Origin of the sequence: Streptomyces sp. NPDC007162, assembly GCF_040634175.1 — a bacterium.
In the GTDB taxonomy this organism is placed as follows: Bacteria; Actinomycetota; Actinomycetes; order Streptomycetales; family Streptomycetaceae; genus Streptomyces.
Genome location: NZ_JBEYFC010000118.1, coordinates 1 through 21,114 on the forward strand (window position 1 = coordinate 1; position 21,114 = coordinate 21,114).

Annotated in this window: 25 protein-coding genes; 20 read left to right on the top strand and 5 right to left on the bottom strand. The window is 70.6% G+C overall.

The window, feature by feature from the left end; translation table 11 throughout:
- The 5 genes from ABZ646_RS16625 to ABZ646_RS16645 form a co-directional block, all read right to left on the bottom strand.
- The coding region (locus ABZ646_RS16625) for a hypothetical protein (protein WP_360518845.1) at positions 1–559 on the bottom strand (559 nt) is incomplete at its 3' end.
- A 17-nt stretch (positions 560–576) separates the two neighbouring features.
- Complete coding sequence (locus tag ABZ646_RS16630; protein WP_360518848.1) at positions 577–1,266, bottom strand: hypothetical protein; 690 nt, start codon at positions 1,264–1,266, stop codon at positions 577–579.
- 19 nt (positions 1,267–1,285) lie between these two features.
- Positions 1,286–1,771, bottom strand: a complete 486-nt coding sequence (locus tag ABZ646_RS16635) for a hypothetical protein (RefSeq protein ID WP_360518851.1) — start codon at positions 1,769–1,771, stop codon at positions 1,286–1,288.
- Positions 1,768–2,319 (bottom strand): DUF4913 domain-containing protein, encoded by a 552-nt coding sequence (locus ABZ646_RS16640; RefSeq protein WP_360518910.1) that lies wholly within the window; start codon positions 2,317–2,319, stop codon positions 1,768–1,770. The genes ABZ646_RS16635 and ABZ646_RS16640 overlap by 4 nt, the downstream gene beginning before the upstream one ends.
- A 247-nt stretch (positions 2,320–2,566) precedes the next feature.
- Positions 2,567–3,322, bottom strand: coding sequence for a site-specific DNA-methyltransferase (locus ABZ646_RS16645; RefSeq protein ID WP_360518854.1), 756 nt, complete (start codon positions 3,320–3,322; stop codon positions 2,567–2,569).
- Between the two features lie 515 nt (positions 3,323–3,837).
- Here ABZ646_RS16645 and ABZ646_RS16650 point away from each other — a divergent pair.
- The 20 genes from ABZ646_RS16650 to ABZ646_RS16745 all read left to right on the top strand — a co-directional run bounded on the left by ABZ646_RS16650 (position 3,838) and on the right by ABZ646_RS16745 (position 21,010).
- Positions 3,838–4,971, top strand: a complete 1,134-nt coding sequence (locus tag ABZ646_RS16650) for an NlpC/P60 family protein (protein ID WP_360518857.1) — start codon at positions 3,838–3,840, stop codon at positions 4,969–4,971.
- Between the two features lie 68 nt (positions 4,972–5,039).
- Positions 5,040–5,396 (top strand): hypothetical protein, encoded by a 357-nt coding sequence (locus ABZ646_RS16655; RefSeq protein WP_360518860.1) that lies wholly within the window; start codon positions 5,040–5,042, stop codon positions 5,394–5,396.
- Between the two features lie 167 nt (positions 5,397–5,563).
- The gene (locus tag ABZ646_RS16660; protein ID WP_360518863.1) at positions 5,564–5,878 is read left to right on the top strand and encodes a DUF6112 family protein; all 315 of its coding nucleotides are present in this window, start codon (positions 5,564–5,566) and stop codon (positions 5,876–5,878) included.
- Complete coding sequence (locus ABZ646_RS16665; RefSeq protein WP_360518866.1) at positions 5,878–6,570, top strand: hypothetical protein; 693 nt, start codon at positions 5,878–5,880, stop codon at positions 6,568–6,570. The genes ABZ646_RS16660 and ABZ646_RS16665 overlap by 1 nt, the downstream gene beginning before the upstream one ends.
- A gap of 35 nt (positions 6,571–6,605) precedes the next feature.
- Entirely contained in the window at positions 6,606–7,982 is a 1,377-nt protein-coding gene (locus tag ABZ646_RS16670) for an ATP-binding protein (RefSeq protein WP_360518869.1), read from the top strand.
- Positions 7,983–8,063: 81 nt separating this feature from the next.
- A complete protein-coding gene (locus tag ABZ646_RS16675) occupies positions 8,064–9,536 on the top strand; it encodes an SCO6880 family protein (protein WP_360518872.1) in 1,473 nt (490 codons plus the stop codon).
- Positions 9,537–9,636: 100 nt separating this feature from the next.
- A complete protein-coding gene (locus tag ABZ646_RS16680) occupies positions 9,637–10,101 on the top strand; it encodes a DUF6238 family protein (protein WP_360518875.1) in 465 nt (154 codons plus the stop codon).
- A 28-nt stretch (positions 10,102–10,129) separates the two neighbouring features.
- Positions 10,130–11,662, top strand: a complete 1,533-nt coding sequence (locus ABZ646_RS16685) for an ATP-binding protein (protein ID WP_360518878.1) — start codon at positions 10,130–10,132, stop codon at positions 11,660–11,662.
- 387 nt (positions 11,663–12,049) lie between these two features.
- Positions 12,050–12,217 (top strand): hypothetical protein, encoded by a 168-nt coding sequence (locus ABZ646_RS16690; protein ID WP_360518881.1) that lies wholly within the window; start codon positions 12,050–12,052, stop codon positions 12,215–12,217.
- A 247-nt stretch (positions 12,218–12,464) separates the two neighbouring features.
- Positions 12,465–13,007: a hypothetical protein gene (locus ABZ646_RS16695; RefSeq protein WP_360518884.1), complete on the top strand. Its 543-nt coding sequence runs from the start codon at positions 12,465–12,467 to the stop codon at positions 13,005–13,007.
- 150 nt (positions 13,008–13,157) lie between these two features.
- Complete coding sequence (locus tag ABZ646_RS16700) at positions 13,158–13,343, top strand: hypothetical protein (protein ID WP_360518886.1); 186 nt, start codon at positions 13,158–13,160, stop codon at positions 13,341–13,343.
- A gap of 252 nt (positions 13,344–13,595) precedes the next feature.
- A complete protein-coding gene (locus tag ABZ646_RS16705) occupies positions 13,596–13,898 on the top strand; it encodes a hypothetical protein (RefSeq protein ID WP_360518889.1) in 303 nt (100 codons plus the stop codon).
- A gap of 343 nt (positions 13,899–14,241) precedes the next feature.
- On the top strand, positions 14,242–14,502 hold the full coding sequence (locus tag ABZ646_RS16710; protein ID WP_360518892.1) for a hypothetical protein: 261 nt from the start codon (positions 14,242–14,244) through the stop codon (positions 14,500–14,502).
- Positions 14,503–14,601: 99 nt separating this feature from the next.
- Positions 14,602–15,144, top strand: a complete 543-nt coding sequence (locus tag ABZ646_RS16715; RefSeq protein WP_360518895.1) for a hypothetical protein — start codon at positions 14,602–14,604, stop codon at positions 15,142–15,144.
- 417 nt (positions 15,145–15,561) lie between these two features.
- Complete coding sequence (locus tag ABZ646_RS16720) at positions 15,562–16,023, top strand: GNAT family N-acetyltransferase (RefSeq protein ID WP_360518898.1); 462 nt, start codon at positions 15,562–15,564, stop codon at positions 16,021–16,023.
- Between the two features lie 449 nt (positions 16,024–16,472).
- The gene (locus ABZ646_RS16725; RefSeq protein ID WP_360518901.1) at positions 16,473–16,967 is read left to right on the top strand and encodes a hypothetical protein; all 495 of its coding nucleotides are present in this window, start codon (positions 16,473–16,475) and stop codon (positions 16,965–16,967) included.
- 156 nt (positions 16,968–17,123) lie between these two features.
- On the top strand, positions 17,124–17,345 hold the full coding sequence (locus ABZ646_RS16730; protein ID WP_360518913.1) for a hypothetical protein: 222 nt from the start codon (positions 17,124–17,126) through the stop codon (positions 17,343–17,345).
- A gap of 194 nt (positions 17,346–17,539) precedes the next feature.
- Positions 17,540–18,682 (top strand): AAA family ATPase, encoded by a 1,143-nt coding sequence (locus tag ABZ646_RS16735; RefSeq protein ID WP_360518916.1) that lies wholly within the window; start codon positions 17,540–17,542, stop codon positions 18,680–18,682.
- Positions 18,679–20,478 carry a hypothetical protein gene (locus tag ABZ646_RS16740; RefSeq protein ID WP_360518904.1) on the top strand — a complete coding sequence of 600 codons (1,800 nt, stop codon included), beginning with the start codon at positions 18,679–18,681 and terminating at the stop codon, positions 20,476–20,478. Before ABZ646_RS16735 ends, ABZ646_RS16740 begins: the two co-directional genes overlap by 4 nt.
- 34 nt (positions 20,479–20,512) lie before the next feature.
- On the top strand, positions 20,513–21,010 hold the full coding sequence (locus tag ABZ646_RS16745; protein ID WP_360518907.1) for a hypothetical protein: 498 nt from the start codon (positions 20,513–20,515) through the stop codon (positions 21,008–21,010).
- Positions 21,011–21,114 lie beyond the last annotated feature (104 nt).

Here is a 21,114-nt window from a genome sequence, read left to right on the forward strand (position 1 = left end):
GGGGTGGACGGCAGCTGGCGCAAGGTGACCGGTATCGCCGGGGCCGCTCGTCCAGGGCTCGCAGAGCCACCACGACGACCATGTCGTCCGGGTCGTCGCTGGTGTAGGAGTAGCCCATCGCGTAGTGGTCGCCGTCGCCGGCGAGGCGTCGCTCCAGCGCTCGCGTGGCCTCGTCCGCCGACGGCGGGCCGCTCAACTCGGGGTCGAGGCCGATGGCATCGGGCGGGCAGCCCCGGTGGATGAGCCAGGACTGCGCCATCGCGGGCAGCGGCAGCGCGGCCTGCTCGAAGGCGAACGCCTTCTTCTCGTGGTCCCGTTGCAGATAGACAGCGAGCACCTGCGGCATACCGGGGTACCAGGTGGCGGTGCGGTCGAACAGGACGTAGTAGCTGTGCGGCCCGTCGTGGTGTTCGGCCATGGGGACGAGCGTGTCCTCACGGACGCCGACCGTGCGGTAGAAGTCGAGGCACTTCTCCTCGTCGGCGTCGAGGTCGTCCAGATCGAAGTCGACCTGGGGAATGGGCTTCCGGAACGGCGCCGGTTCGGCGGGAGACAACAAGGGCCTTTCGGAGAAGATCAACGCCGCTGCGCCGGAGCCGTCGGCGATGTGCCGGGGGGAGCTGGGGCCTTCGGGGCCCGCGTCGCGGGGATCCGGCGAGCGGCTACCAGCGCGGCTCGTCCGGCGTCGGTGAGCGTGACCGGCTGGCCGGCGTGCACGGGGTGGCCCGTGTCCCGGACGACCAGACCGGTGTCCTCCAGCCGGAGCAGCTTGGCGTGCGGGATGCGGGTGCCGGAGGCTGTCGTGACGCTCACCCGGCCGGTCAGAAGATGCTCGTAGAGCTTGGCTCCGCCGACGATGGCGAGCAGCGCCGCATGGTCGTCCGTCGAGAGCTGCTTCGCGTCGGGCGCTGCCGCGCCTTCGATCGGTTCCAGGGCGGCGAGCACCGCACGAGCGGCGGCGTCCCGCGTGCCGGTGGCCTCCTGCAACTGGTCCACGGTGCGATCGATGCGCGTGACCAGGGCGTCATCAACGTCGAACCCGCCGGACGAGAGGCGGTTGAGGAGGCGCAGGTAGAAGGTGACGCCGGTCTGGGCCGTGGCCAACTCGCGGTGACGGTCGACCAGATGGGCGTGGGGCTCGTCAAGGACGCCACGGTCGCGGAAGTCCCACAGAGTATCGATGTCGTGGCCGGTGACGGCTTCGATGTGGTGGTCGAGCGGGGAGATTGTTCGCCGAGCTGCGGGCAGTGCGGGTTCAGGGGGCATAGGCGACGCTCCGTTGCGTTCAGCGGGTGGGATGGTGCGTGGCGTGGGGCGCGGGACGGGGCACACCCGGCGCCGCGATGGGCGGCGGGGCGGGCCGGGGCGCAGGAGTGCGAGTGGTCAGCTGCGGGGAGCGGGAGCGTGCCGCGTGGGTGCGGGCGCTCAGCGGCCGGCGGGTCATCCCCAGGCGGCGGCCGACCTCGTCGTAGACGTCGTTGCCCGCACGCGGCCGGATCGCGACGACGTGGATCTCCTTGCGGAGGGGGGATCCCTCGGGCGCCGGGCGGACGGCGTAGACGACGCGCCAGTCCTTGCGCGAGTCCACGAACAGCTTCCTGAAGCCTTCCAGATCACCGTCGAGACGCAGCCCGAAGCGCTGCGCGTTCACGACTTCCTGCAGGTAGGCGAGGGTGAGGTCGCGGATATCGCCGGGTGCCTGGAGGAGATCGGTCAGCGCCCGGGGATCGAAGCTCAATCCGAAGGCGGGCTGTCCCGCTCCCGCGGTCATGTCGCCAGCTCGTACGACTCGGGCGTCCCGGCGGCCTCCTCAGCGGTGGCCCTCTGCATGCGCACGGACGGCTGCGGGCCGGGCAGGAGACGGTGCGCGGGCCGGTCGGGTGAGGTCATGCAGGCCGACAGCGGGCCGCCCGGCGCGCGGATCGCCGCGACGGCGTGAGTGAGGAAGTCCCGGTGCCACACGAACATGCCGGCCAGCCCGGCTTCGGGGTCCTTGTGCTGCTGGTAGGCGAGCCACAGGGCATGGAGCCAGGCCACGACGTCGTCGTGCTCCTGCCACTGCAGGCACCAGGGCGCCGCGGTGGTGACCTCTGCCCCGTAGACGGGGAGGAAGAAGTCGTCGACCCAGTCGGACAGGGCGTCGAGTTCGTCCTCGCGTTCCTCGACGTCCAGTTCCAGGATCGGACGGGGCTCCGGTGGAGCGGCGGCCGGCGGCCCGCCGAGTCCCGGCATGCCGAACGCGGCGAACGGCGACCCGCTCGGTGACGGGTCGGACGCGAGATGGTCGAGCTGCTGAGCCTGCTGCGCCGACTGCTCCATGAGCCGCCGCACACTCGCCTCGATTCCCTCCAACTGCGGATCCGGAATACGAATCGGCTCCAACTCTCCACCATCAGCGGGTTTTACGGATTCAGGCATCGAGAAGTTCGGCCTCCTACAAGACGCGGAATGAGGGAAATACGGGGCCCCTCACGCGGCGCCGCCAGCGGATTGCGGTGCGCCCGCGGTATTACGCCGACGGCTGCGTGGGGGGGCGGGATGCCTGGGCGGCGGGCAAGGAGGCGGCTCAGGCGGTGAGAACCATGTCGTCCTGCGTGAGAGTTGAGCGGAGCGTCTCGGTGAGCCGCTCGGCCGCGATCGACGCGTAGTGCTCGGTCTTCTCCACGCCGATGAAGTCCCGGCCTTCCAGCAGGGCGGCCACGCCCGTGGAGCCGGAGCCGGCGCAGAAGTCGAGGACCGTTCCCCCCTCGGGGCTGATCTTGACCAGCTCGCGCATCACCTCGACCGGCTTCTGCGTGATGTGCTGGCGCTGCGCGCCCGAGGGCTGCGACGCCGAGTACATGCCGGGCAGATAGACCGGGTTCCGGGAGCCGTCGATCGGTCCCTTCGACGCCCAGACGATGAATTCGCAGTTCTGGGTGAACCGGCCCTTCTGCGGTCTGGCCTGCGGCTTGTGCCAGGCCAGCACCCCGCGCCACAGCCATCCGGCCGCCTGGATCGCGTCCGTCGTGGTGGGGAGCTGGCGCCAGTCGGTGAACAGCAGGGCCGTACCGCCGGTCTTGGTGAGACGGTGGGCTTCGGTCATGATCTGCGTCAGCCAGAACGCGTAGGACCTCTGGTCCATGTTCTCGCCGGTGAAGTCGGCGAGGTCGTTCTTGGAGTCGGCGGAGGTGTACTTCTGTTTCGCGGAGCGGGTGGTGCGCTCCTTCGCCGTCCTGCCACCCGAGTTGTACGGCGGATCGGTGATGACGGAGTCGACGCAGCCGTCCGGGAGGCCGGCGAGAAGCCTCAGGGCATCGCCCTGGTGCAGGGAAAAAGGCAAAGAGGAACCCCAATTTCGGGTACGGAATCACAGAGGGAACTACTCGTCTTGCACGGGAGTCCTCGCGGGCCGGAAGTGGGCATGCAGACGCCCAGGGCCACGGAGCGAGGAGAGCGAGAGGGAGTCCAAAAACTGTAGAGGCGAATCCGCCGACGGCCAAGAAGTGCGCTCCTGAGGTGCCGGATTCCGGCACCTCACGCCGACTTTTTGGTCAACCGCCGATCCTCGCCTACTGTTTTTGAACCGGCCGGCGCACACCGCCGCTGGCTACTCCCCTGCCCCACCTCGCGGAGGTACCCTCTGCCCTGGCGCACCTAGCTCACGGCCTGGCCAAGCGGAGCGAGCGGCAACTCGCCCGCACCGGCCCGCCTTTGATCGCCCACGCCGGCTGCCGTGCCCTTCCGAGACGCCTCGCCCGCGCGGTACGCCGGACACCTCAACCCCAAGGACACGTTCATGACGTCCCGTTACCCGCCCATGCCCGAACCCGCTGACCGTCGAGCGGCCCGCTCGGGTTGAAGGGGCTCGCCGCCGGCATCGGCGTCGTCTTCTTCTCCCCGATCCTGATCGCCGGCACCGGCATGATGCTGGCCTCCGCCGCCGACGCCGTGCAGAGCAGCGGCGCCTTCAGCAGCTGCCTGAGCGACATCGACACCGCCAAGGTCGCCGAGCAGGTCGCCAAGATCCTCGACGGTGCCTCCGGCAAGGACGTGCACGTCGAGGGCCTGGACCTGCTCGCCGAGCAGATCCCCAACGCGGCGACGATCGTGGCCACCGGCCTCTCGCTCGACGTCCCCACGAAGGGGCAGATCATCGCGCTGGCCACGGCGATGCAGGAGAGCCGGCTGCGCAACCTCGACTACGGGGACCGCGACTCGCTTGGCCTGTTCCAGCAGCGCCCCTCTCAGGGCTGGGGCAGCGCCCAGCAGATCCGCGATCCGGTCTACGCCTCCGAGCAGTTCTACGAGCACTTGCTCAAGGTGGACGGCTGGCAGCAGATGACCGTCACCCAGGCCGCCCAAGCCGTGCAGAAGTCCGCACTACCGAACGCGTACGCGCAGTGGGAAAACCTGGCCACCGCACTGCAGGCCGCTATCGCCAAGACCTTCCCCGGCGGCGGCAACGCCACGGACGGCAAGGATGCGGACCAGGCCAAGCAATCAGCGTCCGGCACGAGCGGCTGCACTGCGAGCGAGGACGGTTCCGGGTTCGGCCGAATCCCCGAGGGAAGCGTCCCCAAGGGCTACAAGATCCCCGCAGGCGCCGCCCCGAAGGCGCGCAAGGCCATCATCTGGGCGATGCAGCAGCTCGGCACGCTCTACCAGTGGGGCGGGTCCTGCACCAACGCGCACGGTCCCGACCCGATGGGGCGCTGCGACTGCTCCAGCCTGGTGCAGCAGGCGTACGCCCACGCTGGCGTCACCCTCACCCGCACCACGTACACGCAGGTCAACGAGGGCAAGACGGTCTCACCCGCCCGCCTTGAGCCTGGTGACCTGATCTTCAGCCGCGGTACCGCCGCCCGGCCCGAGCACGTCGGCATGTACCTGGGCGAGGGCCTCGTAATCGAGGCACCGCGCACCACCAAACCGGTCCGGATCACTCCGATCAAGGACTGGACGATCCTCGCCGCCCGCCGCGTGCTCTGATCCCGGCCGAGCGAGACCGCCACGACACACCATCTCTGAGTGAGATTCCCCGACAGTACGGAGCATCCTTGATAACCCGCCACCGCGCCCTCGCAGCAGCCTCGCTGGGCCTGGCCGTCGCCGCCGGCGGCCTGGTCACCGCCACCACGGCACAGGCGTACGACACCGGCAAGACCACCATCAGCTGCAGCGCGGTCAAGATCCGCAAGGCCCCGTCGAAGACGTCCACGGTCGTGGGTATCGGCTACCGACACGACAAGGTCCTCTACGACCAGTGGGCGTACAAGAAGGCCGAGAAGACCTGGTACACCCGCGGCACCGTCACCCGGAAGTCCGACGGCAAGAAGATCCGCGGCTACATGATCTACAACTGCGCGAACCCCTACCAGACCAACCCCGCGCCGAAGCCGTCGATCCCGAAGTAGAGCACCCCGGCCACCGCCTCGGAGCGTGACCACTGCCCTGCCGCCGGCAGGGCAGTCCCCGGCCCGGACGGCGCCCTAGTTCCCGCGCGCGGCAACCGCTTCACGCCTCCCCCGTCTCCCGTCGGCCCCCGCCTGGCCTTCGTACGCAAGGAGTTCCTGCCACACCTATGTCCGTCGCTCTCGCAGACCGCGTCATCCAGCTCGCCTACGACCCAGGCATCACGCCCTCGGGCGGCGGTCTCCCTGGCCTCTCCGTGCTGAAGAACGTGGTCAACTCCATCAACCTGTTCGCGATCGTCGCCGTGGTCGGCGCCCTCGCGGTCTCCCTCGGCGTGTGGGCCTGGGGACACCACACCGGTGGTCACCAGGCCGAGGCCAACGGCAAGAAGGGCGCGGTCGTGGCCGCCGGCGCCGCCCTCGGTCTGGGTGCCGCGAACGGGATCATCGCCTTCTTCTCCGGACTGGGGTCGCAGGTCCACTGATGCGAAGCCGGCTCCCCTCCCTTTCGCTGTCCTCGTACGGTGCGAGCTGGCCGGTCAACCGGCGCATCTCGATCGTCACAGGCGCCGTCGCCGTCCTGCTCGCCCTCACCGGGATCGTCGCGGTGGTGACCGGCAGCGGGAACGGCCACCAAGCTGCCGGCACCGCAGCGCCCTCCCCCGCTGACAGTCCGTCTTCCGCCGAGGCCATCCCGAAGCCGTCGTCCGGGTCCGGGTCGGTGCCGAGGCCCCCGCAGATCGCCGATCCGGTCGCCTACGCCAGGGCGGCAGCGCAGATGCTGTGGTCCTACGACACCCGGGCCACCAGCCGGGACCAGCAGCTCGCCGGCATGCGCGCCTGGATGACCACGGAGACGAAGTACGCCGACTGGGCCTCCGTTGCCGGCCAGGTTCCCGATCCGGTGCTGTGGTCGCGGATGGCGGACCAGGACCAGCACGCCAGCGCCCGTGTCGCCGAGGGCCACTACCCCTCCCCGTTCAAGCAGGCGCTGGCCGAGGACCCGTCCGCGATCACCGAGGCGTACATCTACGTCGTCACCGTCAACGGCACACAGCAGATCGCCTGGAAGATGGGCGGCAGCGGGGCCGAGGAACGGGCCGTGACCCTCGCCGTCCAATGCCGCCCGAACCACGACTGCACCCTGGCCGCCCTCGCACCGAGCGTCACCCAGTGACCCGCGTCTGAGAACGAAAGTAGGAGTAGCTCCCCGTGGGTTTCTGTGACTACCCCCTGGCCGACAAGCTGTGCGACGTTGGCGACGCGGTGGATTTCGCCTCGGATCCCGGCAAGGCCATCGGTGACTGGATGGCGAAGTCCGCCGGCGAACTGGCCGCCGCAGCAGCCGATCTGGCAGCCGAAGCGGTCGACACCACCACGAAGGTGGACCTCAACGCGACGTGGTTCGTCGACAACTACGAGACGCTGCTGCCGCTGGGCCTGGTCCTGCTGGTCGCGACCTTCTGCGCACAGCTTGTGCGTGCCGCTGTCCGACGTGACGGACAAGCCCTCACCCAGGCGTTCACCGGCACCGCGTCCGGGGTCCTGTTCGCCTTCTGCGCCATCTCGTTGACCACGGTGGCCGTCGAAGTCGTCGACGCCGTCAGCGACGGCCTGTTCAAGACCGCGCACCTGGACATCGAGTCGGCCGTGCGCCGCATCGTGGAGGTCAACCAGATCGGATCGCTGTCCGGACTCGGCTGGCTCGTCCCGGTCGTAGCCGGGCTCGGCGCCGCCATCGGCGCCATCCTCTACTGGTGCGTGATGATGGTCCGCAAGGTCGGCATCCTCGTCATGGTCACTCTCGCCGTGTTCGCGTCCGCCGGCGGCGGCTGGGAAGTCGCCCGGCGCTGGCGCAAGGGCTGGATCGAAGCCACCGCCACCCTGGTCGTCTCGAAGCTGCTGATGACCGTGATCTTCGTCCTCGGTATCGCCGCCATGGGCAAGACCGAGGCCAAGGACGGCATCGCCGCTCTGGCCGACGTGATGTCCGGCATCGTGATCATGGTTCTGGTGCTGCTGTGCCCGTACGCGGTCTTCAAGTTCGTGCACTGGGCGGCCGACGGCACCGACGGGGAGTCCATCCACCGTGCCGGCGGTGCCGGAGCCCAGATCGCCAGGGCGCATGCGGAGAAGGCCGCCCGCAAGGCTGCCGCCGCCGCGGCGACCGCCGGGACCGGTGGCGCTGCCGTCGGCGCGGGTGCCGCACCGCAGGGCCCAGACGCCGGCGGCGGATTCCCCGGCGACATCGCTGCCAACCCGACCGGCGGAGGCGGCGAAAGCAAAGGGGGATCGCAGAGCGGCGGAACGGGCGTCTCGGCTGGCGGCGACGCGGTCAAGTCCGGCTTGGGCAAGGCCGTCCAGCCCGCGCCGAGCAGCGTGTCCGGCGACACCGGCGGCCAGGTGGGAGGCAGCCCGGGACCCGGCGGATTCGACACGAGTGCCGCGTCTGGGCCGAGCAGCGGATGGCAGTCAACTCCGCCGACCACGACCCCGCCGCCGCAGGGTGCACCACCGTCCTTTGGAACGCAGAGCGCCTCGTCAAGCGGGGCTAGCGGCCCCTCGCTGCCGCCTCCGACCGGCCTCTGATTCTCTGACCGACTCCCGGGGGCGGGATGTGTACGCTCGTTCCCGCCCCCGGGTTCCACCCGCGTCTCCAGGACCCGCTCCTTGACTGATCTCTCCGTCGTCCCGGTCACGGTGAAGTTCCCGCACCGGTCCCGTCGCGGCATCCTCCTCGGCCTCTCCTGGCCCCAACTCGTACTCGTCTCCTGCACGCTGGCGCTGCTGCTGATGACGGTGATCTCCACCGGACTGCTCGGCGCCGTCGCCCTGGCACCTCTGTGGGCCACGGCCGGTGCGCTCGTCGCGATCCGCCGGCACGGCCGCTCGCTGATCGACTGGGCGCCGATCGTCGCCCGGTACGCGCACCGCCGCCGCACCGGCCAGACCCTCTGGCTCGCCCGGCCCGTCACCCGGCCCCGGCAGGACGGCGTCCTCCACTTGCCCGGTACCGCCGCGTCCCTGAAGGTCGTCACCCCCGGCGATTCCGCCAACGGCGCCGCGGCCGTCCACGACCCGCACCGGCAGACCCTGACCGCCGTCGCCCGCGTCACCAGCCGTGCCTTCGCCCTCCTTGACCCCGTCGCCCAGAACCACAACGTCACGGCCTGGGGGCGTGCGCTCGCGGGCATCGCCCGCACCGGGCACATCGCCACCGTGCAGGTGCTGGAGCGCACCGTCCCCGACAGCGGCGACACCCTCACCCGGCACTGGACACGGAACGGGCAGCCGCAAGCCCCGGTCGCGGGACAGATTTACTCCAAGCTGGTCGCCTCGGCCGGCCCCGCCGCCGCCCCGCACGAGACGTACCTCGCCATCTCCCTCGACCTCAAGGCCGCCCGGCGCCTGATCTCGCAGGCAGGCGGAGGGCTTCCGGGGGCGTTCACCGTCCTGGAGCAGACCACCGCCTCCATCGCCCAGGCCGCCCGCAACGCCGGGCTCCAGGTCACCGGTTGGCTGACCGCGCGAGAGATCGCCGCCGTCATCCGCACCGCCTACGACCCCAAAGCCCTCGCCGCGCTCCAGCAATGGTCCGAGACCGGCCGCGCCGAGGCCGACCCCGCCGCCGCCGGGCCCGTCGTCCAGTTCGAGGAGTACGACCGCCTCACCACCGACAGCGCACGGCACGCCACCTACTGGGTGGAAAACTGGCCGCGCACCGAGATGGGGGCCGGGTTCCTGCACGGGATCATGTTCACGGCCGGCGTGCGCCGCAGCCTCTCCCTCATCTATGTGCCGCAGGGCCTCGAATCCGCGCTGCGGGACGTCCAGCGCAGGAAGGCGGCGATCATCGCCGATGCCAACGAGAGGGCCCGCCGGGGGCAGGTCGACAGCGAGGAAGACTCCGTCGAGTACGCCGACGTCAAAACCCGCGAACGCCAGCTCATCGCCGGGCACGCGGACGTGGCACTGACCGGCCTGGTCACCGTGACCGCCGAGACCGACGCCCTCCTGGACGCCGCCTGCGTACAGATCGAGACCCACGCCGTCACCTCCGGCGTCGACCTGCGTCGCCTCAACTGCCAGCAGCCGGACGCCTTCACGCTCACCGCGCTCCCGCTGGCCCGCACCGCCCTGTGAACCCGCCGCGCCCGCACGCGTCCTGACCGGCGGCACTCCGGTTCACCCGCAACGGGACGCCCCTCACTGCCCTGCCTACCGGCAGGAAGGACCACCACCTTTGACCTCTCCCCTGCGCCCCGACGACGCGTACCCCTACCTCCGCGCCGCGAGCGCCGGAATCCGCCACCACACGCGGTCCCTTGCCTCGCCGGACGCGGCCCCGCCCCAGCGAACGGACCGTCGGCACCTGGACGTGCTCCACGCCCACCTCACCGCCCTGCTCCAGCTCCTGGACCGCCTCGCCGAAACCGCCCGCCCGCCGTACCCCGCCGCCGGCCGTCACCTGGCGACCGCGCACACCTGCCTCTGGCAGGCCACCAGCGAGGTCCACTCCGCCTTCCACCTGCTGCCCGCCGACACCGCAGCGAAAGAAGCCGAGGCCAGCGCGTGCCATCCAGAACGGCTGCCCGAAGGACCGCCCGTGCTGACGATCTGCCAGCGCCACCTCGCCGCCGGGCACGTCCTGCGGCGCAAGACCACCCCCACCGACCTCCGCCCGCACGCCACGGCCTGCGCGCGATGAGCACCATCTGCAGAATCGAGGGCCTCTGATGAGCCACTGGCCCTCCCGCCGCGCCTCTGCCTCTCCCTTGTTCACTCCCCACGGCGCCGACCGTGCCAGCCGTAAGGCCGCGCGTCGTCAGCTCGCCGAGGCCACCGCCAAGGCCTGCGCCGAAGCCTCCGCCCACCAGAGCGACAGCACACCCGCCGCGCATCAGATGCCCACCGCGCTCCACCCTCCAGGCGGGCGCCCCGGGCCCGCCTCTGCTCGCGGTAACCGGCTGAGACTTCCCGTCCACCGTATGACCACCGCCATCGCGGCCGGCGCCTATCCCTTCCTCGCCGAGGGCGGACTCGGCGCCGAGGGTATCTACATCGGCCGCGACGTCCACGCCGAAGCCAGTTTCGTCTTCGATCCGTTCGCGCTATACGGCCGCGTCGAGGGATTCACCAATCCGAACCTCCTGCTCGCCGGGGTCATCGGCCAGGGCAAGAGCGCCCTGGCCAAGTCCTTCGCGCTGCGCTCGGTCGCCTTCGGATACCGCGTCTACGTACCGTGCGACCCGAAAGGCGAGTGGACACCGGTCGCACAGGCCCTCGGCGGCCGGTCCGTCGCCCTCGGTCCCGGACTGCCCGGACGCCTGAACCCCCTGGACGCGGCACCACGCCCGGCGAGCGTGCCGGAGGCGGACTGGGCCGGCGAGATCCGCAAACGACGCCTGCTCCTGCTCGGCTCCCTGGCCCGCACCGTCCTGGGCCGGGACCTGATGCCCATGGAGCACACCGCCCTGGACGTCGCCCTCGACGCCGTCGTCACCCACGCCGTGGCCACCGGGCGCACCCCGCTCCTCGGCGACGTCGCCGCCACCCTCAACAACCCGCTGGCGCTCGACGAGGCCGCCGGGATGATGTCGGGCCAACTCGGCGATGCCGCCCGCGACCTGGCCCACGCCATGCGGCGCCTGGTCCACGGCGACCTGGCCGGCATGTTCGACGCCCCCTCCACCGTCGCCTTCGACCCGACCGCGCCGATGCTCACCATCGACCTGTCCCGCCTCGGCGGCAGCGGGGACGACACCGCCCTCGTCCTCGCGATGACCTGCGCGAGCGCCTGGATGGAATCCGCCCTCTCCGATCCGAACGGCGGCCGGCGCTGGATCGTGTACGACGAGGCGTGGCGGCTGATGCGGCACGTCGGACTGCTCCAGCGGATGCAGGCCCAGTGGAAACTCTCCCGCGGCCTCGGCATCGCCAACCTCATGGTGATCCACCGGCTGTCCGACCTGCTCACCGCCGGCGACGCCGGATCACAGGGCCGCGCCCTGGCCGAGGGACTCCTCGCCGACTGCTCCACCCGCATCATCTACCGCCAGGAGACCGACCAACTCCACGCCGCGGCGTCCCTGCTCGGCCTGACCTCCATCGAGATGGACGCCATCGCCCACCTCAACCGAGGACGCGGCCTGTGGAAAGTGGCAGGACGATCTTTCATCGTGCAGCACCTTCTGCACACGTACGAGCTGGCGCTCTTCGACACCGACGCTCGAATGAACGTAAAGACCGTAAAAGATCATGAAACCTGATATCCAGCGTGAGCTGATCCCGCGCGCCACCACCCTCCACCTCATCGACGCGCTCAACGCCGTCAGGGGCAAACTTTCCGGCGCGTTCGAGCAGTGGGAGTTGCTGGACGACACCGGTCATGTCCCGGCCTCGCCGTCCTTCACCGCGCTACTCCGGCACGTCACCGGCGCACAGGCCCTCGCCCGTGATGTCGTCCAGCTGACTGCCGACTTCGCCCGGACCACCTCCAGCCAGAACCGTGCCGGCAGCGCCGTCCTCGCCCATCTGGCGTCGGCGGTCACCCTGTCGAGCCAGGCCGTACCGCACTTCGCACCGAGACTGCGCAGACCGCGTTCTCACTGCCCCGGTCGCACAGCGAGAACGACAGATACTTCCGGGACAACCGCATGGTCATCGAACACGCGACGGCGCGTTCCTGTCTGCGGCGCGCGTCGGAGTCGCTCGGTGACGCAGTCCAGGAACTCACCGACCACCTCGACTTCCACCGCTTCTTCCTCACGCCCTCCCCCCGCCAGAGCCCGATGCCGCCCAAACCGGGCGGTCGCCACCGCTGACCCGGGCCGACCCCCGCCCCTTCAAGTTGTCCTCTGAACCGCCCCGCCCACTTCAGCGACGCCGACCGGGCCGACTACCAGCACTGCCAGGCCGAGCTCGACGGACGCGAAGCCCATAGGGAGCACGGCCTGATCGCCGTCTGCGACAAGTACGAACTCGATTTCAGTCCGGTGCCGAAGCCGCAAGCCGACCCCGCTCGCCGGATACCTCCGCCCCACCGCCCGCCATCCTCCCGCAGGCGGAACCGTGACCGCTGACCAGCAGAGCACTCCAGACGCCCGCCGCGCGGCTCCGCTCGCGCCGCTTCCCGACCATCGCAACGTGGACACCCCGTGGTGGCAGGAGTTGTGGCGCCGCCACGCGCACATCACCACGCCGCTGCGAGAGCGCGGGCTGGAGTGCGATATCGAGTTCGGCCTCAGCGCCTACATCGTGCGCGTGGCCCTCCCCGACGACAGCTACCTGATCATCAGCCCGCCGCAGGAGCCGCCCTCCGAGCGCCCGCCCGGCGACCCCGAGGGCTGGATCGTGACCCGCGAGCACCCCGACGACCAGAGCCTCTTCGAGGTCCTCTACGACTCGGCCCCCTCCGACGACCCCAGTACCTCGCAGCGGCCCGAGGCCCGCCACGGCGGGAGCGCCCAGCCTTTGATCGAGGCTATCGACCACCGCCTCGGCCGGCTCGGGCTGCCGCCCCACGCCGCCTCACCAACCAACTCCTCGGCGTCCAGCCACCTCCCCGAACCGGTCACACCTCGCACCCGGCCGGGCCGCCCGAAGAGCCGGTGACCCGAACCCGGACACGTCCGCAGAGCACCATCCCTCCCCCTCCCTCTCGCCCACGGGTTCCCACAGGCCGGCGGACCCGCGCTCCGTCCACGCGGGAGGTTGGCGGTGCTGTATCTCGGCACTCCCTCGGGACCTGACATCCGGGCTGCGATGAGCGCCGGACGCATCGGCTGTATGACCACTCCCGCGCAAGGCAGCCGCATCCCCGAGGGCACCCTGTACGCGTGTGACAACTCGGAGTTCGGCAGCAACGGCAAAGGCCGCTACTGGCCGGGCACCGAGGCATGGTTCGCATGGCTGAGCCGCACCGTCGACCGGTACGGGCCTGACCGGTGACTGTGGGCGCTGGCCCCGGATGAGCCGTTCGACGCAGCCGGCACCCTGATCGAGTCCCTGCCCTGGCTGGCCCGCATCCGCGAACTGGGCGTTCCGGCGGCCTACGCGGCACAGGACGGATGCGATGCGCCCGGTCTGCTGCCGTGGGATGCCTTCGACGTCCTCTTCCTGGCCGGATCGACCGAGTGGAAACTCGGCCCGGTCGCCGAGCGGCTGGCACAGAAGGCGAAGGGACTCGGCAAGAGCGTGCACATGGGCCGCGTCAACTCCCGGATCCGACTCGGGATCGCCGAGTGGTTCGGCTGCGACACCGCCGACGGAACCTACCTCGCCTACGGTCCCGACAAGAACCTGCCCAAGTTCCTGAGCTGGCTCCGCGACCTCGGCGACCGCCCCTCCCTCCTCGCCGGTGCCCTCGATACCCCACCGCCGGGCAGAACACCGAGACCCCCACCCCCACGCACCGCACACGGAGCTCCCCAGCCGGTGAGCGGCGCCGTGAAAGCACTCGCGCCTCCCTCCCGGGCATCGCCCCGCTGGCACCACCGCTCGTGACGACAGCCCCGCCCGAAGCGACCACAACGCCCCTTCACCTTCCCCGGAGTTACCCCTGCAGCACCCCGATTTCGAGCTGTACGACAACGTCGCGCGCACCGCGGAGCAGATCCGAGCCCACCAGACCGGCTCGGCCACCACTGACGACCTGCACCGATGGGCCAAGCGCGACGCAGAAGCCTTCCGCGCCCGACACTCACTGCCAGCCGCGCCGCTCCCCGTCCCGGACCTGAGCCCGTACCGGGAGGCACTGGACGCCGCCGACACACCGGCCGAGTTCAGCACCGTCCTCAACGCACTGCTGGACACGGTCGAGCCGTTCCTTGCAGAGGTCATCGACCACATGGCCCTGGCCGCCCGCTGGAAGAACCAGAACCGCGGCGCGGAGACCGGGTCACCGCCGAAGCTCCTGCGTGACGCGGCCAGCCGTATCTCCTCCGCCCTCGCGATGGCAGCCGAAGCCGACCTGAAGATCCTCCGGGCGCACTACGACCCGCCCCCGGATCCCGACCCGCTCACGCAACGCGCCCGCACAGTCCGCGGAACGCTGCCGGGGCCGCCCCCGCCCCCTCCCCCGGCTGCGCCGGGCGGCCCCAGCCGATGACCTTGGCGAAGCCCGTGCCGCCGACCCGCACGACCTTGCTGATCGAGACCGCCGGGCAGGCAGCGGGCACACCGTCCGCGGCCCAGGGGTAGTCCTCTGATGCCTCATGAAGCTGCCAGCGACCTCGACGAGCGGATGCTGCTGCACGACGTGGCCGACCGACTCAACTCCATCGCCGACCAGCTCCCGCTGCCCGACCAGATCCGCGCAGACCCGGTACTCAGTGACCTCCTGGACGACGAAGTCCGCCACCTGGCCCGTCTGCTGGGCTACCTGGTCGGCCAGCACGCCGCGCGTCACCGGGCTGCCGACCGCTACCCCTCCCAGGTCACGGCCGCTCAGCGCCGCCTCGCCGGCGGACTCGCCCGCGCGGCCGAGCCTGCCGGTGCCGCGCTCGCCTCGCTCGGTGCCGCCGTCCACCTGCTCGGCACTCTCGCCGACCTCAGCCACCAAGCGCCGAGCCCCGGCCGGGCCCGCGCGATGACCACCGGCCACCGGCATCTCGCCAACCGCATCGCGCAAACTCGAACGCATCTCGCCGACGCCGCGAAGCACCTGCGGACCGCCGCCGACACCCGGCCCCCAGCCCCTGCCGCGCCACCCGCGCCTGCGGCATCCGCGGTCCCCACTCGAACCCACTGACCGTACGCACCCGGAGCACCACATCCCCCAGCACACCGCCGCACCGCCGCCGTGCTCACCGCCACCATCACGGCCGCTCTCACCGCCACCGCCTGCACCACCAGCAACAACGCCAGCACCACGGTCAAGACCGCCCCCAGCGCTTCGCCCTCCCCGACTGCCCTACCGGCTTGTTGCCCGACACTCAAAATGCCGATGCCGGCGGCGTTCGCGATGCCGGTGTTCTGTGACAACGACGCCCCGCCGGTGGGCTGCCAAGCGGGGCGATCATCGGCGAGGTGTCGCTGTGGTCGGCGAGGTGCCGGCTCCTCAGCGAGTATTCGAGACCTGCAAGGTCATGTCTGGCGCGACCTGTCGTTCGCGACCACTCATGTGGATCATTGAGGTTCGACGACGCCAAGTGTGTGGGGGTACTCAGTGGGGATTTCGATCCGGCCTGCGCGGCCGGAAGAAGCGAACTTTTTAACGGACCTAGCCCTTCGTTCGAAGGCGTATTGGGGGTATGACGCTCAGTTTCTTGAGTCGTGCCGTGAGGAACTCACGCTCAGAGAAGGTGAGCTTTCTGGCCGCCGGGCCGCTGTTGCAGAACAAAACGGCGGCATTGTCGGCTTCACGACCTTGGAGGGCGACCCGCCGCAGGGTGTGCTGGGCATGATGTTCGTCGATCCCGGTGTCATCGGGAAGGGCGTCGGCCGTCTGCTGTTCGACCACGTCGTCGCGACTGCTCGTGACCTGGGGTTCACCCAGTTCACCATTGATGCGGATCCGAACGCGGAGCCCTTCTATGGGGCCATGGGGGCAGTGCCGGTTGGCGTTGTCCCGTCGGGATCCATCCCCGGCAGGACACTCACCCAGTTTCTGCGCAGCGTCCAAGACTGACTCCTCAGTCGACCACCTCGCTGACGGCCGCGCGGGCAGATGTGTCGTCGACGAGGTTCTTGCCGGTGGCGAAGGCCGCGACGAGGGACTGTAGGGCGAGGTTGTTGACCGCCCGCGGGTAGCCGCGAGGTGATCAGCCTTCCGCACGAGGACATCGGCCCGCTCGTGAGCTGGTCCGTGGACCCGCGCACCGCCTTCAACGACCACCCGGCTGCCTGGTCCTCCCTCGACACCCCGCCCTCCATCCGGACACCGCGCGGAAGCCGGCCTCAAAGCGCTCCTGCCGCAGCCCCGTCACAGGCCAGCAGCCCCTCGCGCCCCGCCGCCCGCCGCTAGTTCACCCTCGTCATCCCGGAGACCTCCTTTCGACCAGTTCCTTCATTGCCCGCGTCACCAGCGACGGCTACAGCGGCATCGGCGTCCACTACATCGGCCAGCCGAGTCACAAGGTGCCCCTGCTCCTCGCCGCGTTCCAGTACCGCTTCAACCGTGACGTGGACGCCATGGCGCACCACCTCATCGACAGCGTCACCCTGGGCTGGGACACCCTGGGCACCGATCTCCTCGACGGGGCACCCCCCGCGCTGGTCACCGAGCTGACCGGCGGTATGCAGTTTCCCAGCAGGGCCCTCGACAACTTCCTGATCACCCCGGACGGCTCCCCGCCCGCCCGCGAGACCATCACCCCGCAGTCAGCCGCTGAACAGGACTTCGAGTGGGGCTACATCCTGCGCCCGGGGAGCATCGAAGTCATCAGCGTCAGGATCCAGGCGACCTGGGGACCGCTCGTCCCCTGGGACACCGACCCCCTCACTCGCTTCAGCGATCACCCCGCCCACTGGACCTTCGATAAACCGCCTCCAGTGATTGCGCCCGCCCGCGCTGCCCGGGCCGCGAAGCCCTCATCCAGCACCACGTCCCGGCGCAACACCACACGCCGTTGAACCACCCGCGTGCCGCGCAGACCATGACCTGGCCGCACCCCTGATCACGGTGGTCATCAAGCTCCGGGCCCGCCTCGTCTTCGCCCAACACCCCACCGCTTTCCCGCCACCACCGATAGGAGATCCGCCTTGCCCGAAGTACCAGCAGAGCCGTTCCTGACGATCCGGCACACCATCACCGGCGAGATCACCACCACGGGCTACAACGCCGCCGCCCGGCGGATCCTGCTCCAGGCCGGCTTCGAAGAGACGCCAGGCTGCGCCTGTCGAGCGACGGAACCCGGTACGGAGCGGACGCACGGGCCTGCTCGGCAGCCAGCGAGCTGCTCGTCGCCGGCCATCCTGTGCACCTGGACCGAGACCTCGGTCGGCCGGTGAGCGCCGACGGTACGCCCCGGTTGGCCCGGTCGCCGATGTCGGCACAGTCCGTGATCCGCTCCGAGAGCGGCCAGCCTCTCCAGCGCATCGCCAACCCCGCCCGCACCCGTACCTGTTGAAGGGGCCTCGTTTTGACCACACCCGGAACGCCTACCGGTCCAGCGCGCACCAAGGGCGGCGAACTACGGGCCAAGGTGGCCCGACTGCTGGCCGACCGGCCGGCGGATACGCTCACCATCGGGGACATGGCCAGGCAGCTGGGCCACTCCCACGGCGCCGTCCGCAACGCCGCCCTCACCCTGGTGCGACGCGGGGAGGCCGACCAAGGCGGAACCGGACAACCGGAGTTCCGCGCGAACGCGAAAACCGCCGCAGCCGCGCAGACCGCTGTGATCAGCCCACCGGGCACCCACTCTCCCCGCGCCCAGGCGGCCATGGCCCGCACGACCATTCCCGCAGCAGCCACGCCCAGGCAGACCGGCCCGATCCGCCGCGCGGGGGGCCAGGTCTACCACCCCCGGGAGCTGGCCGATCTGCCCGACGTCGAGGCGTTGAATCGCTTGCGCGACGCCGACGTGCCGGTGCTGCTCTACGGCCCTCCGGGCACCGGCAAGACGAGTCTGGTCGAGGCGGCGTTCCCGGACCTGCTCACCGTCGCCGGTGACGGCGACACCACGGTCGGCGACTTGATCGGCGAGTACACACAGGACGACGCGGGAGCCTACGTCTTCCAGTACGGTCCGCTGGTCACCGCGATGACCGAGGGCCGCGCCCTGCTGATCGACGATGCCACCTTGATCTCACCGAAGGTCCTGGCGGCGTTGTATCCCGCGATGGACGGGCGCAGGCAGATCCAGGTCAAGGCCCACAAGGGCGAGACCATCAAGGCCGAGCCGGGCTTCTACGTGGTGGCGGGCCACAATCCCGGCGTCCACGGGGCGGTTTTGACGGAGGCGCTCGCAAGCCGGTTCAGCGTGCAAATCCAGATCGGCACGGACTATGACCTCGCCCTGGCGCTGAGGATCGATGCCCGGGTGGTCCGGGTCGCCCGACACCTCTCCCGCCAAGTCGAACTCGGCGAGCTGGGCTGGGCCCCCCAACTGCGAGAGCTGCTCAGCTACCAGAAAACCGAGGCCGTCCTCGGCACCAAAGCCGCGCTCGCGAACCTGGTCGGCATCGCTCCTCTGGAGGATCGCGACGCCGTCGCCGCTGCCGTCATCAAGGCTGCCGGCGTCAAGGAGGTCCGCCCCCTCACCCTCGGCAAGCAGCTTTCCGCCTCGACCGTCCGGCAGCCCCCGGGCAGCACCGGCTCCGCGCACCGGGGCCGCTCGCGATGAGCGCCCACCACCACGTCCAGTCCCCCGCCACCACGCCGGACGACGACGCCGACCTCGCGCGATGGGACGACGACGGCGCCCCGCCCGCGCAACCCCGTTCCTCCCCGGACGCGTGGCTGCGCGTAGGAGCCGAACTCGGCGATCGGCTGGTCGCACTCTCCGGCCGCCAGGACCTCCTCGTCACCTGCCGCCCCGGCACGCGCAGCGGAGCACCGGCCGCGTTCTTCCCCACTCTGGGCGAGGTCGAGTTCGACGCCGGCCTGTTCGCCCCGCTCCAGCCCCACGAAATCCATCCGCGGATCGTGGGCGACGAGGAGCGGTATCCCGCCGCCTGGGGAGTGTTCGTCCACGAGGCCGCGCACGCGGCCCACTCCCTCTGGACGGCGCCAGCCGGAGCGAACCCCCGTGTCATCGAGGCCGCGCTCCTGCTGGAGGAGAGCCGTGTCGAAGGCGCACACCTGATCACGCGGCCCACGGACCGCACGTACCTGCGCACCAGTGCCCGAACCCTGGTCATGCCCGACATCGCCCACCCCACCCTCCAAGGCATCGAGCACGCCGCCGCCGTGGCGGCCCTGGTCCTCGGCCGCCGTGACGTCGGCATCCTGGACGCCGGCGAGACCCGAGCCGTCGCCGATCTGTGCGAAAAGGTGCTGGGCGCAAACCTGCTGGCCACACTCACCCGCATCTGGACCGCAGCCCACCAGTGCGCCGACCACGACGCCACGACCATGCTCGCGCACGCTCACAAATGGTGCGACGCTCTGGACACCGCGACCCCCGCCCTGCCCATGCCGGAGAACCTCACCGATCTGCTGTCCGGCGCCGTAGGGGTCGTCATGGACAGCACGGCAGCCACCGACGCCGCCGACCTCGCAGCACAGGCCGCAGCGACCAACGCCATGGCCGCGCAGTCCAAAGCGCAGGCTCAGGACCGCGCCCAGCGGGCCGGCCAGCGACGCAAAGCCGCCGCCACCGCCAAGTCGGTCTTCAACGCCCATGGCACCACCGTCACCCCCGACGGCACACCGGCGCCCTACGGCAACCCGGTCACCGGCACCCGCAGGCCCACCGCCACCGAGCAGAGTGCCGCCGCGCGCCTGAGCCGCGCCCTGCGTGCCGCCGCCTACCGCGAGCGGACCGAGGAGCCGACCACCAGCCCCACCCCGCCCGGCCGCCTCAACATGCGCGCGGCCCTCGCCCGCGACGCTCAGCGCGCGGCCGGGTCGGTCCCCACCGCGGAACCCTTCACCCACACCCGCCGCCGGAACTCCCCCACCCCACCGCTGCGTGTGGGTATCGCCGTCGACGTCTCCGGCTCCATGCGTGCCGCCTGCGCGCCCGTCGCGTCCGCTGCCTGGATCGTGGCACGCGCAGCAGCCCTGACCGACCCCGACTCCCTTACCGCCACCATCGCCTACGACAGGCACCTGACCGCATTGACCCGACCCACCCACCGAGCACCAGAGCGCGTGACGACGTTCGACGCCAACGGCGGCCACCACAACCTCGGCGACGCCATCGACGCACTCGACCACGGCCTCGAACTCAGACGCCCCGGCGCCGGCCGCCTCCTCGTGATCGTCACCGACGCCCGGTACAGCAGCGACGAAACCGCTCAAGCCGTCACCCGCGTCAAGCAGCTCACGACCGCCGGCTGCGCCGTACTCCAGCTCACCCTCACCGCGAAGTCCCACCACTTGCCGGGAACCACCTTGCTGCACCTGCCCCAGCCCTCCAGCGCCCCCGCCGCCATCGCCACGGCGGCCACAGACGCCATCCGCAGGACACGCTGAGACAACACAGAAGACAGAAAGCAGGAACAACCACGTGGCAATACGTACGACCTGGACCGTGGAGCACGCCTGCTCCCACAGCGTGGATCACGACCTGTCCCATCGTCCTGCCGACCAGAGGGCGGGCTATGCCCGCTGGCTCGCGTCGAAGGACTGCACCGACTGCTGGAAGGCGGCGCGCGATACCGGATCCGAGTCCAAGCAGGAGTGGCTCGCGACGAAGCGGGCCGAGGAGCAGGAAGCGGCCGTCGCCTGGGCGCAGCAGTTCGGCATGCCGCAGCTGGAGGGCCCGGAAAAGACCCTGGCCTGGGGCGAGCGCTCCCGCCACCAGCTGATGACGGCCGCGTACACCGCGCTCGTCGCCGAGGGCACGTGGGACGAGGCGGACTGGGCGGAGCTGGAGGAGAAAGCCCGCGCCGTCACCCGGGCCGGCTGGTGGATCGATCAGCGCGATGCCGAAGGTCCTGACCTGCTCGAACTCCTCGACGCAGCCGGTGAGACGGACCGCGGGACGGAGAACCCGTTCCGCTGACGGCGGGCAACCGTACCGTGCCGTCGGACCCCTCCAATCTGGCCGACGAGTCCGGCGAGCAGCTCATGGCCGTCCCCGTCACGGGCGGCGCCCCGGTCACGCTG

Coding starts and splice junctions, on each gene's coding strand:
- ABZ646_RS16630 (WP_360518848.1), bottom strand. CDS start 1,266: ATGCCCCCTGAACCCGCACTGCCCGCAGCTCGGCGAACAATCTCCCCG.
- ABZ646_RS16635 (WP_360518851.1), bottom strand. CDS start 1,771: ATGACCGCGGGAGCGGGACAGCCCGCCTTCGGATTGAGCTTCGATCCC.
- ABZ646_RS16640 (WP_360518910.1), bottom strand. CDS start 2,319: ATGGAGCAGTCGGCGCAGCAGGCTCAGCAGCTCGACCATCTCGCGTCC.
- ABZ646_RS16660 (WP_360518863.1), top strand. CDS start 5,564: ATGTCCGTCGCTCTCGCAGACCGCGTCATCCAGCTCGCCTACGACCCA.
- ABZ646_RS16665 (WP_360518866.1), top strand. CDS start 5,878: ATGCGAAGCCGGCTCCCCTCCCTTTCGCTGTCCTCGTACGGTGCGAGC.
- ABZ646_RS16685 (WP_360518878.1), top strand. CDS start 10,130: ATGAGCCACTGGCCCTCCCGCCGCGCCTCTGCCTCTCCCTTGTTCACT.
- ABZ646_RS16690 (WP_360518881.1), top strand. CDS start 12,050: ATGGTCATCGAACACGCGACGGCGCGTTCCTGTCTGCGGCGCGCGTCG.
- ABZ646_RS16700 (WP_360518886.1), top strand. CDS start 13,158: ATGAGCGCCGGACGCATCGGCTGTATGACCACTCCCGCGCAAGGCAGC.
- ABZ646_RS16705 (WP_360518889.1), top strand. CDS start 13,596: ATGGGCCGCGTCAACTCCCGGATCCGACTCGGGATCGCCGAGTGGTTC.
- ABZ646_RS16710 (WP_360518892.1), top strand. CDS start 14,242: ATGGCCCTGGCCGCCCGCTGGAAGAACCAGAACCGCGGCGCGGAGACC.
- ABZ646_RS16715 (WP_360518895.1), top strand. CDS start 14,602: ATGCCTCATGAAGCTGCCAGCGACCTCGACGAGCGGATGCTGCTGCAC.
- ABZ646_RS16740 (WP_360518904.1), top strand. CDS start 18,679: ATGAGCGCCCACCACCACGTCCAGTCCCCCGCCACCACGCCGGACGAC.